The organism is Variovorax brevis (assembly GCF_030317105.1).
Lineage (GTDB): Bacteria > Pseudomonadota > Gammaproteobacteria > Burkholderiales > Burkholderiaceae_C > Variovorax > Variovorax brevis.
The window spans coordinates 101653-115735 of the sequence record NZ_JASZYG010000012.1; the positions used below are offsets into that span (position 1 = coordinate 101653).

Consider the following 14083-nt stretch of genomic DNA (forward strand, 5'->3'; position numbering starts at 1 on the left):
GCTACTGCAAATGCTGATACGCCATTGCCAACGAAACTGCAGCCGTATCCATTTCTGTCTGAGACAAAAATAAGCGACTTCACGACACCTCCTCCCAATGGATAACCATTTGGCTGAGGCTTGCGATAAGCGATTGCAAGATCGAAGGCGGGAACACGCCGGTCTGGTCGCCATTGCGATACTGGGAGCGTGACGCGTAAAAGTTAGCGGTTGCCACTTCTTGATGACCCTTCGGATCTTTCGAAGACGGCATTTACCCCCTTGAATGATGCTGCGTGGTTTGATATGGTTAACCAATTAGCAGATCGCGTCATTTCGCTTGAGCAAAGCTGCACTTCGGCTTGCGGTCTGCGAACGTTCGGAAAGAAGGCAGATGCCAACTAGGCGCAAATTCACTGTCGGGCTGGCCCTTTCGCCTTGGCTTGCGAGCAGTTCAATGGGTCAGGGTCGGACGGGTCACGGGCCAGTCACGGTCGTCGTTCCATATCCCTCTGGTGGGGCATCGGACGTGCTCGGCCGGGTATTTGCTAGCTTTCTCGCTGTCCAGTTGGGTGAGCCGGTCATCGTCGATAACCGGGTCGGTGCTGGGGGAACGATCGGGGCCACGCATGTCGCTGGATCAACGCCGGATGGTCGCACCATGTTGCTCACGCTGGGCAATTTGCTTTTGAACCAGGAATTTCTGCTCAGCGGCGTAAAGTTCCGTCCACTGCAAGCCCTTCAACCTGTCGCGAAGACGAATGATTTGCGCGTGGCTATGGTGGCTAACGCCAATCACCCTGCCAAGGATCTGGTCGATTTCATCGCCATGGCGAAGCGGAACCCTGGCAAGCACAGCTTTGCCTACTACGGGGACTTGGGGATCGTGTCGATGGCGATTGAGGCCGGCATCGATCTCATTCGAGTTCCCTATAAAGGCGGGCCCCCGGGCCTCGTTGACGTCGCTGCTGGCAATGTAGATCTCATCGCGAGCTCGCTGACGCAAGCTCTACCTCTGCTGAAAGGAGGCAAGCTGAAGATCCTTGCAGTCATGACGGCAAAACGGTGGGTGGACTATCCAAATGTTCCAACGGTCGTGGAAATTCTGCCGCGCTACAAAGCTGTGGACTATCAAGGAATTTTTCTGCCCTCCGGAACCCCGAAGCCCGTGGTCGATGCGCTTTGGAAAGCTACAGCCGCTGTTCTTGCCAATCCTGACTATCGCCGAAGCGTGGAGGATCGTGGCGCGATCCCTGACCCACTGGGGCCAGAAGATTTCAAGCGCTACGTAACGGCCGATCACGCGAACATCAAGAAGATTGTGGAAGCGGCAGGAATCCGCGCAGAGTGAGTGAACGCCTCGCTGTCCTGTCGATGAACGACTTGATTGTTCATTGCCGTCCCCAGGTCGGCGCAGCTTGCTCTAGCTCGAATGCGGTCCATTCCGTAGGCCAGGATGCGTCGCCGTTGCTCAAAAGTTCAAGATCAAGCGGCGACAGCTCAGAACATCTTTTTAGTTGCAACGAATGGATGAGACCCAACGTCTTAATCAGCTTGCTCACCTCGACGACAACGAGCTCAGTAGATTGGCGTCATTTTGGCGGGCCCGTGCGCAACGTGACCAAGAGGCGCACGCCATTGCGAGTGCGCTGGAGGTTGAAACGCGACGCCGGCTACAAGAGCTTGAAGCCTCTGCAGAGGGGCTTCAGTCCTTTCCACGGCCACTTTCACGGTGGAAATTCTGGCGCCGTTAAGGCCGGAGGGATCCGGCTCCAACGCCAGGTGGCGAGTTCGCCGTTGATACGTTTCTCACCCGATGGACTGGGGGATCTGGCGACGAACCGCTGAAGCGTCGCTTACTCCATGCCAGCGCGTCGGGCTTGGCATCGGGCCAAGGCTGTTGGAGCACCTTACCTGGTGCCCCGCAATCTCAATTTCGCTTTCCACATTGGTTGCACTGCCGGAGAATCAGCAAGTGGGGACAAATGGTCTAGGGACCAAAAACAGGATGGAACAAATTCTTAAAGGGATTCGCGTAGTCGAGCTTGGGCAGGTTCTGGCAGCTCCCTTTGCCGGGGCGATCTTTGCGGACTTGGGCGCTGAAGTCGTCAAGGTAGAGCGGCCCGACGGCGGCGACGATGCGCGCCACATGGGCGAGAACTTCCTTCATGGCGACGCGCTTTGCTTTCACATTTTCAATCGCGGGAAGAAGTCAGTCGCCCTTGACCTGAAGAGCATCGAAGGGATAGAGGCGTTCAACACGCTGCTGGGGGATGCCGATATATTCATCCACAACATGCGCCCGGGTGTCATGAAGGGGTTTGGATTGGATGCTGTTTCTACGTGCGAGCGATTCCCACGACTCATCTATTGCGAAGTATCGGCATTCGGCAACAAGGGGCCGATGACCATGCTTCCCGGCTATGAGCCGTTGTTGCAGGCGTTCAGCGGGTTGTCGAGCATCAACGGTGGCCCTGAAGACTCACCGACAAGGACGGGTGCGTCAATATGCGATCAGGGAAGCGGCATGTGGACCGTCATCGGCGCGCTGGCGATGCTGCAGCGGCGCCAGAAATCGGGAAAGGGCGGGGTGCTTAGCACCTCACTGCTGGAGACGGCTATGTCGTGGGCAGCGCAGAAGTCTGATGCTTTTGTGAACGAAGGTCGCCTGCCCGAGCGCCATCGTTCTGGTCATCCCGGATTTGTGCCCTATGAGGAGTTTGAGACTGCGGACGCGCCATTGTTGATTTGTTGTGGGAATGATCGCTTGTTCGGGAAGTTCGCTAATGAACTTGGGCGGTCGGATTGGGTTGGCGATCCTCGCTATTCCACCAACCGTTCTCGCCTGAGGAACAAAACGCCCTTGCTTTCTGAAATTGCTTCACTGCTGCGCGAGCGGCCCCGGGCTGAGTGGATCGACAGGCTCACCAAGGTGGGCGTGCCCTGTGCACAGGTAAACACCGTTGCGCAGGCTCTTGCGCATCCACAGGTTGAATCCCTTGGAATGATGCTGCCGATTCCGGGCGAAGATTTCAAACTGACTGGACTGCCGTTGACGGTAGACGGACAGCGGCCGGCGTTGCTTTCTGCTGCCCCGACGCTGGGTCAGCATAACGCCGACTATGTTTCAGCTCCCGCTGCAAACGGTCGCAAGCCTCGAGGTCGCAGACTGGTGCAGAGCTCGCAGCCATAAGTGCAATCGGGAGCGCCGAATTACTGCAAGGCGGGATAGCAGGCTCGCGCGTCTAGCTGCGAACCTTGGTAGCTGCCGCTCGTCGCGCCGTCGGGCGACTCTTGCGAGGCGCCTGTTCCTCCGATGATAGGGGGATGTTGCTTGCATCAAGGTGCTGAGCCGGCCGTGCGTGGGTAGCACTCATGTGCTGCCGCATGCCGCGCTCAGCGAGATCAGGCTTGCCAGCTTCAATCGCGTCGTTGATGCGTGAGTGGATATGCAGAACCTGCTTGCGTATTTCCGCCGTGTCATATTCCTCGGTGGTTGTCGCGATATGAACACCGTGAGAAATTGCAAAAAGCACGGCGGCAAGTAGCTCGTTGCCGCTCGCCTTGGCGACGGCATGGTGCCACTTCACGTTGATAGCCGCGAACTCTTGAAAATTGTCGACTGAGGCCTGAAGCTCGGCATGCAACGCTTTGAGATCGCGTATGTCATCCTCATTACGGCGTTCCGCGGCCAGTCTTGCCAAAAACGGTTCCAAAGCCTCTCGCGTCTCCTGAAGAGAGCGCAGCGACAGCTTGCGCCCTTGCACAAACCGGCTGATAGCTGTCGCCATCGACTCATTGCCGGGAAGTGTGACGACACTGCCGCCAAACCGGCCATGGCGTGTCTGAACCAAGCCTTCAACTGTCAGCGTTCGAAGAGCCTCGCGTACAGCGCCGCGACTCAGTCCCGTCTGGGTGACGAGATCTCTTTCGGAAGGCAGTCCATCACCCTCCGCGATGTCCCCTCGAAGAATGCTTTCACGCAAGTGATCAATGAGCACCTGCTGGGGCTTCGGCACGGAGATACGAGCTACGGTGACTTTGGGATTGCTGTTGCGCAGTTGCTGCATGGGATCTCTTGTCGATAGATGAATTAGCTCGCGGTGCTCAAGCGCGTCTTACAAGCTTTCAGAGCTGAAAGCTAGATTCTATGGAAGATTGAGCCAGTTTGGCGCGATTGGTTAGCCGAAAAAGCCAGCAGCAGCGCGTTAAGGGGTTTGGGTATGCCTCCGGCACCGTTCCTCGCGAAAGGATACCGCGGCGAGACGAAATCGCCCATGTATCAGTGCACAGAAATCGCTTGCACGCGCCGAAAACATCAACCAATGCCTACCGGCAAGTGTTGGCCCTCATTTCTGCATGGCAAATGGTTCCCCCAACCTCGGGTCGAGTAGATCCGCAACTTGCTCTTGATCAGTGGCTGGATGGTGCGTGGCGGACAGTGAGCCAATTCCAATCCGAAGGCCAAAACTGCCTACGTCGCCTCCGCCTGATGTGATCCTCCAAGCTTGATCGTAGCCGTTCGACGCCAATGGAGCCCTGCTGCAAGCGAGCCCGAAATGCTCTAGCAGTCCGGCGGGGGCTTCCCGCATGGGGGTGTGGTCCTCATCGGTCATCCAATGTCCATCCAGCAGCAGCACGCGTTGGAGGCGATCTCTAACAGTGCGGCAAGAGGACTTGAAATTATCCGAAACCCGCAAAAACCCTAGCCCTTGTGCTCAATGGTTAACCTATGCTTATATGCGTTGGAGCCGCCGGCCACCAGAGGAGAGTTGCCTTAAAAGTGGCGTTCAAAAAGGGGTACTTTTGATAAATGGCCAGACCAATAAAGATGGACTGTATCTGTAGGCATTGCGTAACTTCGGAGAACCTGAGATGAGAAAAACAATGGTCGCGCTGGGCGCGCTGGCGGGAGCTGCCGCTGCTTCGGCCCAATCGAGCGTCACCCTCTTCGGTGTGTTGGACGCCGCGGTGAGCTACTACCAGACAAAAAGCAGCTTCTACTCGAACACGCCGCCGCCCGCATCCTTCATCATTCCTGGGGATGTGAAGCAGAGCAAGAGGGCCATGTCGACCAGCAATCACACCGGCAGCCGGTTGGGCTTTCGTGGCACCGAGGATCTTGGCGGGGGACTAGCCGCCGGCTTTTGGCTGGAGGCAGGCATCAACAACGACACGGGGGCGGGCACGGCCCTTGGTGGCGCTTTCGGCTTCAATCGGCGCTCGACGATGAGTCTCTCTGGTGGCTTCGGTGAGATCCGTCTTGGTCGTGATTTCGTTCCAACCTACTGGAGCGATGTTATTTTCGACCCATTTGCCAATGGCGGGGTTGGCAATACTCTCTTTGGCACGATCGGCGCCAACCTTGCGGTAGCTCGCGGACCAGGCTCGACGGTGAGTGCGAGCGACAACTACACTCGTTCCAGCAATAGCGTCGGCTACTTCCTGCCACCCAGCCTGGGCGGTTTCTACGGCCAGTTGATGTACGCCCTGCCAGAAAATACAAAGAGCAGCGGCGAGCCGCAAAGTCCTTCTCAAAAAGGTCGGTACTACGGCGGGCGCTTTGGCTACGCAAGTGGCGCACTTGACGTGGCAGTCGCCTATGGCGAGAGCACTGCTGCCGATTCTCTGTTCGGTACTCCTTCTCTTAGCGACAAGATCACGACTGCAAATCTTGGTGCGTCCTACGACTTCGGAGTTGCCAAATTGTTTGTCGAAATCTCTCAACTCCAAGACAAGCGCAAGTCCACGAATCCGCTGAGCCCGGCGCCTCTTGCACAGCTCGAGATCAACGACAAGTACACAGGAGGACTGATCGGAGTGACAGTCCCAGTCGGTGCCGGGTTGATCCGGGCGTCCTACGCCAAAGTGAACTTCAATAACGGCCTTAATGTCGTCCCCGTGCCTTTTGGGCTGAACGACAACGACGCATCAACGGAAAAGCTGTCACTCGGATATGTTTACAACCTGTCCAAACGGACGTTGCTCTACGCCACTGCGGCCAAGGTGCAAATCAAGAATGGTCAAAACAGCCCTGCGATCATGGGTGCTACGACAGGTGGCGGGTTGACTTACGTATCGAACGGAGCAGGTGTTAGAGGTTATGCGCCAGCCTCTTCGATTGGCTACGACTTCGGCATTAAGCACTCGTTCTAGTCTAGTTCCCTGCCCCTTTTTGGCGGGATCCGGATTGCTCCCGCTGAACGGCCACGGATTTTGTGGCGGCCCCTCGGCTTGTGTCAGGCCGGCATGGCCTGCTGCTCAAGTTGACGATAGGGGTTGGCCTCGAAATTCCGCGGGCGGGACATAGCCGATTGGCTTCAGCAACCGGTGGTGGTTGAACCAAGACACCCATTCGATCGTCGTCAGTTCCGGTCGCGGTAGGGGCGGGGAGTAATCCCCATCCCTACCGCGACCAATGATCGCGATCCATAGGAGCTTTGTCGCCGCGCTTGGGTTTGACGAAGGGATCTTGGTGAGAACGAACAATTCGGCGCGTGCGCACTTGAGATAGCGATGGCGTTCGCACGCATCGGCTAGAGTCATTAAGGCCGGGTATGTGCCCGGCAGGCGCTTCAATTGATCCGCATCAACCTGCGCCTGGCACATTCGGAGTCGAAGTCGGCACTGACGCCATCTATGTCGGGGTAGACGGGGGCTTCTGGCAACAGTCGGTAGTGCAGCGCATGGCGCCCTGTTGCCGCGTCAAAGCCCACGACATGTCAGACCTTGCCGTTTCGAGCACTGCGGGAAGTGATGACGCTCTACGCAACACGGGCAAGAAACAGCCTGACCCACCATTTATGCTCGACTTTTGAGTCCTCATAGAAGGCCCCTGCCCGCCCGCCGAAGGCGCCCCGGTTGAGCCAGAATTTTCGTGCTGCCTTCAATCATCTCGGCCAACAGCCCGTCCTGACCGGCCGTAGCGTGAATCCACCGACGGGCCGGACCACTCGTTCAGTGCGAAACGACAAACGCCCCCGCAGTGAGGACAATCGCGCAAAAGAGCAGAGAGAGGTTTCGGCGCCAGACGCGCGCATACAGCTCTTTGCGAATTTGGCGCTCCAGTTCAATGGACCTCCGCGTGCTGGGAGGCCCCCAAAAGTCGTCGTCGGTTTCAAGTTGCATGGTGCCGATATGGTGAAAACTTCACATTCCATCGAAAATTAGGTGGCAGATGTAGGATGAACGCCGAAGGATGCAGTCTGCGCACACGGGAGCCAAGTAGCAAAGTGAAGCGGGCGTGCGCTAAGGCGGGTTACTCAAACACGCACAAAGCGGGCCACAGCGACCCGCCAGCCACCGGAGATGACAGGTGCTTCACCTTCCAGCGCGCCAACGGTGGCTCTGGTGCGAACTTCCGCGCAGCCGAACGCCCTCCTGCGTGCATTGCGTCGATCAGCTGACACTTATTGAAGCCTGACGTTTTCCAGTGATTTCAAGCCCTCCTTGATGCCCGCGCGCTCGCAGACGCCCTCCAACTCGGCCATGACGTCGTCCACTCGCCTTAAAAACTCCTTTCGGTCGTTGACCGGCTGCTCCGTGATGAGAACGTACGACAGCTGTGCCAATCGCAGTTCGCCGGCCAAGCGTGCCCAGTGCCGGACCTCGCAATAGCAGAGCAGGGCCAGTCTTCCAAGGTCGGCATTCCTGCGTGCGTACACCATGTCGCCGATGAGATCTTCCAGTCCGCGGCGCATACTCTCCGGCAAGTTCAGTAAGTTCATCGTGCGGCGCCGCACATTTCATGCCGCGGCGGCGCTGTTAGAGGTAGCGCTCTAAAGCGCACGCGCAGACGATCGCTAGGCAAGAGCCGCGCTCGCTGCTCATTGTCACGCTCGCGGTGATTTGTTCGAATGGTTCGAATGCGACTTCATGCCGAATGCAAGATGACTCTCACGGCCAGCGAGGACTGTCCGGTTGTTGCGAGGATGCGTCCGCGAAGCGGCCAAGCGCAGTGGATGGTGAGCGAGGTGTACCAAGTGCGCCCATGGGTGCCGACAACCGAGTACGTCGATTCGTATGGCAACCTTTGTCAGCGGCTCATGATTCCCAAGGGGGAGATGCGCATCGAGGTCAGCACGATCATGGAGACCGAGGAGGTCATCGCCGTCGCGCCGGATGCAGGCATCACGCCCATTCCTGAGCTGCCTTCCGACGTGCTCGTTTACCTACTTCAGAGCCGATACTGCCCGTCCGACAAGATGGCGTACCGTGCTCGCGAGATCACGCGCGATGTTGCGCCCGGGTACCCACAGGTGGAGGCTATCCGCGCTTGGATCCGCGATAACGTTGAATACAGATACGGCGTCAGTGACGGGAGCACCGACGCGCTCGATACGCTCGCCGTGGGCTCAGGCGTCTGTCGGGACTTCGCACATATTGGCGCGGCGCTCTGCCGCGCGTTGCACATCCCCGCCAGAATGGTCGTGGGCTACCTGTATGAACTCGACCCTATGGACATGCATGCGTGGTTCGAGGCTTGGTTGGGTGGCCGGTGGTACACCTTTGACGCAACCCAGATGAAACGACGCGGGGGTCGACTCGTCGTCGCGTACGGACGGGACGCCGCCGACGTCGCCTTTCTTTCAAACTATGGCCCCCTCGAGGTCCGCGACATCAAAGTCACAGTGGATTGCCTGGCCCGGGAAACTTGAGCCCACGCGGGCTGGCTTGCGCCGAAGCGCCTAGTGATCCACGTTGACGACGTCCTTCAATGCTTTGCCTGCTGAGAATTTCGGCGCCTTGCTCGCCTTGATCGTCACCTGCTCTCGGTGGACAGATTGCGGCCGGCGCGCTCGGCACGGCTCGCCACGTTGAAATTGCCGAAACCGATGAGTTGCGCGGTTTCCCCACGTGCCAGTGCCCGCGTCAAATTTTCAAGTACTGAATCGAGTACTCGGCCAGCATCGACCTTGCTGAGTTCGGCGTCCGCAGCGGACTTCCTCGTTATGAATGGCACGGCGGGAGGAGGCAGGTCATGCCAGACGCGTTCGATGTGCGGCACCAGGGCTGCATCGCGCTGAGCACGTGCGTAGCACCACGCCGGGTTGCGCTGCCGTGCAGCGTGGCGCCAATAGGCCGATGGGGCGCCCTGCAAAACCTTGCAGATCGGCTTGACCCCGTGCGCCTAGGGTCTGATCGATGAACTCCATCAAGACTTCAGACGGCGGTCGAGCTCCGCCTGGGCAAAAAACGCGCTGGCGAGCTTCAAGATCTCGTTGGCCTTGCGCAGTTCGCGCACTTCGCGTTCCGACTCCTTAACTCGCTGGGCCTCGGCCGTAGTCGTACCTTCGCGTTGGCCGCTATCACGCTCATGCAGGCGAACGCTAGTTCAGTAGGGTTTGCGGCGTGCTGCCGATCTTGGCAGCAATCGACACGACCGCTGCCCATTGCGCGATTCGTACTCGCCTCGGTGCTCCGACGCCATGCGCACTGCACGCTCCCGAACCTCGGGTGAAAACTTCACTGACTTCCTCGTGCTCCGTCCTCTCAAGATTGGAGCCTCCTCAAAATCGGGGGCGGTTCACTCCGGCTTGATACCTGCCTCGCTGATCCGTCTTTTCCAAAGCAAGCTTTGTTCGACCATGAAATGTTCAAACTGCTTGGTCGTGGTCGGCTCGACGATTGAACCGGAGCGTTGTTCGAGTCGCCTGATCACTTCCGGTGTCTCGAGCGCGGATCGCAACTCGACGTTGAGCCTTTGAAGAATAGGTGCAGGCGTGCCGGCAGGCGCCATCAGTCCAAGCCAAGCAAACAGCGCAAACTGCTCAAGCCCACGAGACTCGGACAATGCTGGAACGGTGGGCAACTGGCTGAATCGCTTTGTACTCGTAACCGCAAGAGCTCGAATCTTTCCTGACTCGATAAGCGCCTGCGATGCGGCCACATCCACAAAGGTGAAGTCCACTTGCCCCCCGATGAGATCCGTGAACACCTGGGGCGTCGTCTTGTAGGGAACTGCGAGCGAGGTGATTGCAGCCATGTTGACCAACATGGCTGCCGAAACCTGGCCACCTGTGTTGCCGTAGCCGTAGCTGAGCTTTCCAGGACTTCTTCTTGCGTGCTCCAGCAACTCTTCCACCGTCTTGAATGGTGAGTCCTGACGCAAAAGGAGCGCGAGTGGATTGATGGTCATCCGCCCGATGGGCGAAAAGCTTTTTACAGGGTCGTACCGAAGCGTTTTATAAAGGTATGGATTGCCTGAGTGCGTCGAGTTTGTCGCGACCAAGAGGGTATAGCCGTCTGGCTGAGCACGCGCCACGGCCTCAGTGCCGATCTGCCCGCTTGCTCCGGCTTTGTTGTCAATAACGATCGTGGCCTTCATGCTTTTGGCCATGGCCTCCGCAATTACGCGGGCGATCACGTCAGTGCCAGTTCCCGCCCCAAACGGTACGACAAGGGTGATGGGTCGTGACGGGTAGTCGCCCTGTGCGGACGCTGTACCCGCAAGAATGGCCAATGCGAGCACGAGCGCCCGCCTTGTAAAGCTAGTCATAGACCCTTGTTCGCTCGATGGAGTTCTGGTGGGCCCGCTTTACGCCGAAACACCCAGCCCCGCAGCCTCGAGGATCTGCAGCGCCTGGGTCAGATGGGGTTTGTCCACCATCTTTCCATCGACCTGCGCCGCACCGGTGCTCCCGGCCGCACTGAAAGCGGCCACCACCGCTTGGGCATGGGCGATCTCACTGGCGTCCGGCTGAAAGCCAGTATTTATGATTTCAAGCTGATCGGGGTGGATGGCGAACTTGGAAGTAAAGCCGTCTTGCCGCGCGCGACGGACCTCCGCCTGAAGGGACTTGGGATCCCTGAAGTTGGCGAAAATAGTGTCCACAGCGTGGACTCCAGCAGCCTTCGCGCCAAGCAGACAAAGGCTGCGCGCAAGGTCGTAGGTAAAGCTGTACTTACCGTCATCGTCCTTGTTGGTGGATGCACCGACGGCGGTGGAAAGATCTTCGGCGCCCCACGTCAGTCCCATCAGCCTGGTGCTTGAATTCCGATAGTTGCCCAACTCAAAAACAGACGACGCAGTTTCGGTTGCAACGGGAAGAATTCTTATGGAGCCAGCACCAACCGCCTCACGTCCCTCAAGCGCTGTAAGGTAGTTGTCCAGACGCGCAATATCTTTCCAGGAACGGCACTTCGGCAAGAGCACTCCGTCTGGTGCGCCCGATACGATGGCGGCCAGGTCTTTGATGATTTTGTCTGAGTCAATGGGATTGATGCGTACCCATACCTGCTGCCTTTTCCGATCGGGATGCGAAGCAAGATAGTCACGAACGGTTGCGCGGGCGCCTTCGAGGCGATCGGCGGCGACTGCGTCTTCAAGATCGAGGACCAGCGCCTGTGCGGCGCTGGAAGACGCTTTCGCCATCTTGCGATCGCTGTCTCCGGGGACAAAAAGAAAGGATCTGGGTGCTTGCATAAAGGCTCCGGCGGTTGGGGTCAGGCAGCGGGTTGCTTCAGCATCAGTGCAGAGCGCCTCGCCCGCGCTACGAGAACATCGCCCTTCTTGTAGCCACGATGCTCAAAAACCACGATGCCGGCGTTCGGCCGGGACGCGCTTTCACGCCGGCTGATCACCTCCGACTCAACGCGCACGGTGTCTCCGTGGAACAGGGGGGCCGGAAACCTGACTTCATCAAAGCCAAGGTTCCCGACTGTGGTTCCAAGAGTCGTGTCTCCAACCGAAATTCCGACTATCAGTCCCAGCGTGAACGCGCTGTTGACAATTCGTTGGCCGAATTCGGTGTGCTCCCTGCAGTACTCTTCATCAAGATGTAGCGCTGCTGGGTTGTGAGTCAGCGATGAGTAAAGAACATTGTCCGTCTCGGTGAGCGTGCGGCGCATGGCGTGCTTGAAGACAAGGCCCACTTCCAGTTGCTCGTAATAGAGTCCAGGCATATCGATTCCAAAAGTTGGTTGTGAGGTTCAGAAGCCGACGTTATTGCCGCCCTTGAGGGACAGGATCTCGCGAGCTTCGTCTGGCGTCGCCACTTCAAGGGATAGTCCCGCAAGGATTGAGCGAACCCGGCGCACCTGGGCAGCGTTGCTCTCGGCCAGTTGCCCCGGTCCGTCCCATAGCGAGTCCTCGAGACCCACACGTACGTTGCCGCCCATAGCGGCCGCCGTTGCAGCGATGGGCATTTGGAAGCGGCCGGCGCCGAGTACTGACCAGACAAACTGATCACCGAACAGGCGATCAGCTGTCCGCTTCATGTGGGACACGTCGTCAGGATGCGTCCCGATCCCGCCAAGAATTCCAAAAACGGTCTGCACAAAGAGCGGCCCCTTGACGATCCCCCTGTCCACAAAATGCGCCAGGTTGTAAAGGTGCGCGGTGTCGTAGCACTCAAATTCGAACTTGGTGCCGTTGTCAGCGCAGGAAGAAAGGATGTACTCGATGTCCTTGAAGGTGTTGCGAAACACCATGTCGCGCGTCGCCTCAAGATACGCTGGCTCCCATTCATGCTTGAATGTCTTGTACTTTCCCAGCAGCGGGAAGAGGGCAAAGTTCATCGATCCCATGTTCAGGGAAGCGACTTCGGGCTTGAGCTGCAGAGCAGGCTGAAGCCGCTCTTCTCTCGTCATGGCTGGCGATCCGCCTGTCGTCAGATTGATGATGCCGTTCGTCCGTTGCTTGATGTTCCCGACAAACTCGCGAAACAAATCAACGTTCTGAGATGGCCGGCCAGAGGCCGGATCTCGAGCATGAAGGTGAACAATTGCGCATCCCGCTTCAATGGCGCCAACTGCGGCGTCTTCGATTTCCTTTGCGCTGACTGGAAGATGGGGAGACATGGTGGGCGTATGGATAGCTCCCGTCACGGCGCAGGTGATGATTACTTTGTTTGGCTTGGCCACTGGACTTACTCCTTGGTTTGGTTGTCGCAAGGCGACGCGACGACTGGCATCATTCGACAACCTTGCTGGACCTGAGCGATTCGATGTCCGAGGCGGTTAAGCCAAGGTCGCGGAGGACGTCATCGGTGTGTTCACCGTGAAGTGGAGGAGGCGCCCCGGCTGAGCGCGTTTCTCCGTTCAATATGTAAGGCTGCCCGACACTGGTCGTAGGGCCAGCTGTCGGATGCGTGTATTTAAGAATGACGTCGCTAGCGCGCGTATGAGGATGGTCAAGCAACTGATCCAACGTGTTGATTGGTGAGCAAGGAACGCTGACGCGCGAGAGCTGCTCATACCAATAAGAAACAGACTTGCGAGATATGGCTTGTTGAACAAGGCGCACAGTCTCAGCGCGGTTTGCAACGCGATCCGGGTTGGTACGAAATCGTGGGTCGTTCACAACCTCATCGAGCTCAGCAATACTGCAGAACTTTCTCCACAGGTTGTCGTTGGCGACGCCGATCATGATGGGACCGTCTGAAGCTTCGAACGCCTGGTACGGGCACAGCGATTCATGGCTCGACCCACACTTCGGAGGCTGCACTCCCGTCAGCCAGAAGCTTTGCAAGTTATATCGCTGAAGGGCTAGGGCGGTTTCGAAGAGCGATACCTCCACGGTCCCCCCTGTTCCAGTTTGCTGTCGCTCCATCAGTGCGGCCATGATTCCGATGATCGCGTGAGTACCGGTCATCTGGTCGATCGGGGAGATGGGGCTTCGGATATAGCCGCCGCTCTCATCTCCCGTCATTGACATCACGCCAGCGAACGCTTGCAGAATAACGTCGTAACCGGGTGATCCCCGAAGCGGGCCTTGGCGTCCAAATCCCGAAATACTGCAATGAATCAGACGCGGGTTAATTTCTTGAAGTGTTGGGGCGTCTATACCGAGTCGCTCTGCGACCCCTGTGCTGAAGCTCTCGATGGCAACGTCAGCGCCCTTGGCCAACTCATGGACCAGCTTGCGGCCCCTATCAGACTTCAGGTCGATCGAAATGCTGCGCTTGTTGCGATTCACACTCAAAAAAACCGCGCCGAGGCCGGCACCTTTGAAGGGGGGCCAGCCTCGTGTCTCATCGCCCAATCCTATCGACTCGACCTTGGTCACTTCTGCACCCAAATCCCCGAGTGCCTGGGCGCATAAAGGCCCAGCGAGAACACGAGACAGATCCAAGACCCTGATGCCAGACAACGGTTTCATAGT

11 protein-coding genes, 3 pseudogenes and 1 other annotated feature are annotated in these 14083 nt (G+C 58.0%); of the genes and pseudogenes, 4 read left to right on the forward strand and 10 right to left on the reverse strand.

All coding sequences use genetic code 11. The annotated features are described in order from the left end of the window. Window positions 1-436: 436 nt before the first annotated feature. Both QTI66_RS29185 and QTI66_RS29190 read left to right on the forward strand, forming a co-directional pair. Window positions 437-1330, forward strand: coding sequence for a Bug family tripartite tricarboxylate transporter substrate binding protein (locus tag QTI66_RS29185; protein WP_286563831.1), 894 nt, complete (start codon window positions 437-439; stop codon window positions 1328-1330). A gap of 657 nt (window positions 1331-1987) precedes the next feature. Further along, the gene (locus QTI66_RS29190) at window positions 1988-3172 is read left to right on the forward strand and encodes a CaiB/BaiF CoA transferase family protein (RefSeq protein ID WP_286563760.1); all 1185 of its coding nucleotides are present in this window, start codon (window positions 1988-1990) and stop codon (window positions 3170-3172) included. Between the two features lie 52 nt (window positions 3173-3224). Here QTI66_RS29190 and QTI66_RS29195 read toward each other — a convergent pair whose 3' ends face one another. Continuing rightward, window positions 3225-4049 carry a FadR/GntR family transcriptional regulator gene (locus tag QTI66_RS29195; protein ID WP_286563762.1) on the reverse strand — a complete coding sequence of 275 codons (825 nt, stop codon included), beginning with the start codon at window positions 4047-4049 and terminating at the stop codon, window positions 3225-3227. 805 nt (window positions 4050-4854) lie between these two features. Between QTI66_RS29195 and QTI66_RS29200 the strand changes: the two genes are divergently transcribed. Further along, window positions 4855-6135 (forward strand): porin, encoded by a 1281-nt coding sequence (locus QTI66_RS29200; protein WP_286563764.1) that lies wholly within the window; start codon window positions 4855-4857, stop codon window positions 6133-6135. Window positions 6136-6218: 83 nt separating this feature from the next. Here QTI66_RS29200 and QTI66_RS29205 read toward each other — a convergent pair. Both QTI66_RS29205 and QTI66_RS29210 read right to left on the reverse strand, forming a co-directional pair. Continuing rightward, a pseudogene (locus tag QTI66_RS29205) lies at window positions 6219-6351 on the reverse strand (IS3 family transposase); the annotation flags it as partial. 1037 nt (window positions 6352-7388) lie between these two features. Then, entirely contained in the window at window positions 7389-7706 is a 318-nt protein-coding gene (locus tag QTI66_RS29210; protein ID WP_286563765.1) for a hypothetical protein, read from the reverse strand. Window positions 7707-7844: 138 nt separating this feature from the next. Between QTI66_RS29210 and QTI66_RS29215 the strand changes: the two genes are divergently transcribed. After that, window positions 7845-8636 (forward strand): transglutaminase domain-containing protein, encoded by a 792-nt coding sequence (locus tag QTI66_RS29215; protein ID WP_286563766.1) that lies wholly within the window; start codon window positions 7845-7847, stop codon window positions 8634-8636. Between the two features lie 30 nt (window positions 8637-8666). Here the strand turns inward: QTI66_RS29215 and QTI66_RS29220 are convergent. From QTI66_RS29220 to QTI66_RS29250, 7 genes and pseudogenes are all read right to left on the reverse strand, one after another. Next, window positions 8667-8986 (reverse strand): annotated as a pseudogene (locus QTI66_RS29220) (HU family DNA-binding protein). Continuing rightward, window positions 8963-9409 (reverse strand): annotated as a pseudogene (locus tag QTI66_RS29225) (transposase); the annotation flags it as partial. The pseudogenes QTI66_RS29220 and QTI66_RS29225, both read right to left, overlap by 24 nt. Continuing rightward, window positions 9065-9179: a sequence feature (AL1L pseudoknot), on the reverse strand. Its footprint overlaps the pseudogene before it by 115 nt. A gap of 96 nt (window positions 9410-9505) precedes the next feature. Next, the gene (locus QTI66_RS29230) at window positions 9506-10477 is read right to left on the reverse strand and encodes a Bug family tripartite tricarboxylate transporter substrate binding protein (RefSeq protein WP_286563768.1); all 972 of its coding nucleotides are present in this window, start codon (window positions 10475-10477) and stop codon (window positions 9506-9508) included. A gap of 39 nt (window positions 10478-10516) precedes the next feature. Then, the gene (locus QTI66_RS29235) at window positions 10517-11404 is read right to left on the reverse strand and encodes an HpcH/HpaI aldolase/citrate lyase family protein (protein WP_286563769.1); all 888 of its coding nucleotides are present in this window, start codon (window positions 11402-11404) and stop codon (window positions 10517-10519) included. Between the two features lie 20 nt (window positions 11405-11424). Then, the gene (locus QTI66_RS29240) at window positions 11425-11883 is read right to left on the reverse strand and encodes a MaoC family dehydratase (protein WP_286563770.1); all 459 of its coding nucleotides are present in this window, start codon (window positions 11881-11883) and stop codon (window positions 11425-11427) included. A gap of 27 nt (window positions 11884-11910) precedes the next feature. After that, complete coding sequence (gene kce / locus QTI66_RS29245; protein WP_286563772.1) at window positions 11911-12843, reverse strand: 3,5-dioxohexanoate:acetyl-CoA acetone transferase; 933 nt, start codon at window positions 12841-12843, stop codon at window positions 11911-11913. 49 nt (window positions 12844-12892) lie between these two features. After that, entirely contained in the window at window positions 12893-14080 is a 1188-nt protein-coding gene (locus QTI66_RS29250; protein ID WP_286563773.1) for a CaiB/BaiF CoA transferase family protein, read from the reverse strand. Window positions 14081-14083: the final 3 nt, after the last annotated feature.

Coding starts and splice junctions, on each gene's coding strand:
- QTI66_RS29210 (WP_286563765.1), bottom strand. CDS start 7,706: ATGAACTTACTGAACTTGCCGGAGAGTATGCGCCGCGGACTGGAAGAT.
- QTI66_RS29240 (WP_286563770.1), bottom strand. CDS start 11,883: ATGCCTGGACTCTATTACGAGCAACTGGAAGTGGGCCTTGTCTTCAAG.
- QTI66_RS29200 (WP_286563764.1), top strand. CDS start 4,855: ATGAGAAAAACAATGGTCGCGCTGGGCGCGCTGGCGGGAGCTGCCGCT.
- QTI66_RS29215 (WP_286563766.1), top strand. CDS start 7,845: ATGCGACTTCATGCCGAATGCAAGATGACTCTCACGGCCAGCGAGGAC.
- QTI66_RS29235 (WP_286563769.1), bottom strand. CDS start 11,404: ATGCAAGCACCCAGATCCTTTCTTTTTGTCCCCGGAGACAGCGATCGC.
- QTI66_RS29230 (WP_286563768.1), bottom strand. CDS start 10,477: ATGACTAGCTTTACAAGGCGGGCGCTCGTGCTCGCATTGGCCATTCTT.
- QTI66_RS29195 (WP_286563762.1), bottom strand. CDS start 4,049: ATGCAGCAACTGCGCAACAGCAATCCCAAAGTCACCGTAGCTCGTATC.
- QTI66_RS29185 (WP_286563831.1), top strand. CDS start 437: ATGGGTCAGGGTCGGACGGGTCACGGGCCAGTCACGGTCGTCGTTCCA.
- QTI66_RS29250 (WP_286563773.1), bottom strand. CDS start 14,080: ATGAAACCGTTGTCTGGCATCAGGGTCTTGGATCTGTCTCGTGTTCTC.
- QTI66_RS29190 (WP_286563760.1), top strand. CDS start 1,988: ATGGAACAAATTCTTAAAGGGATTCGCGTAGTCGAGCTTGGGCAGGTT.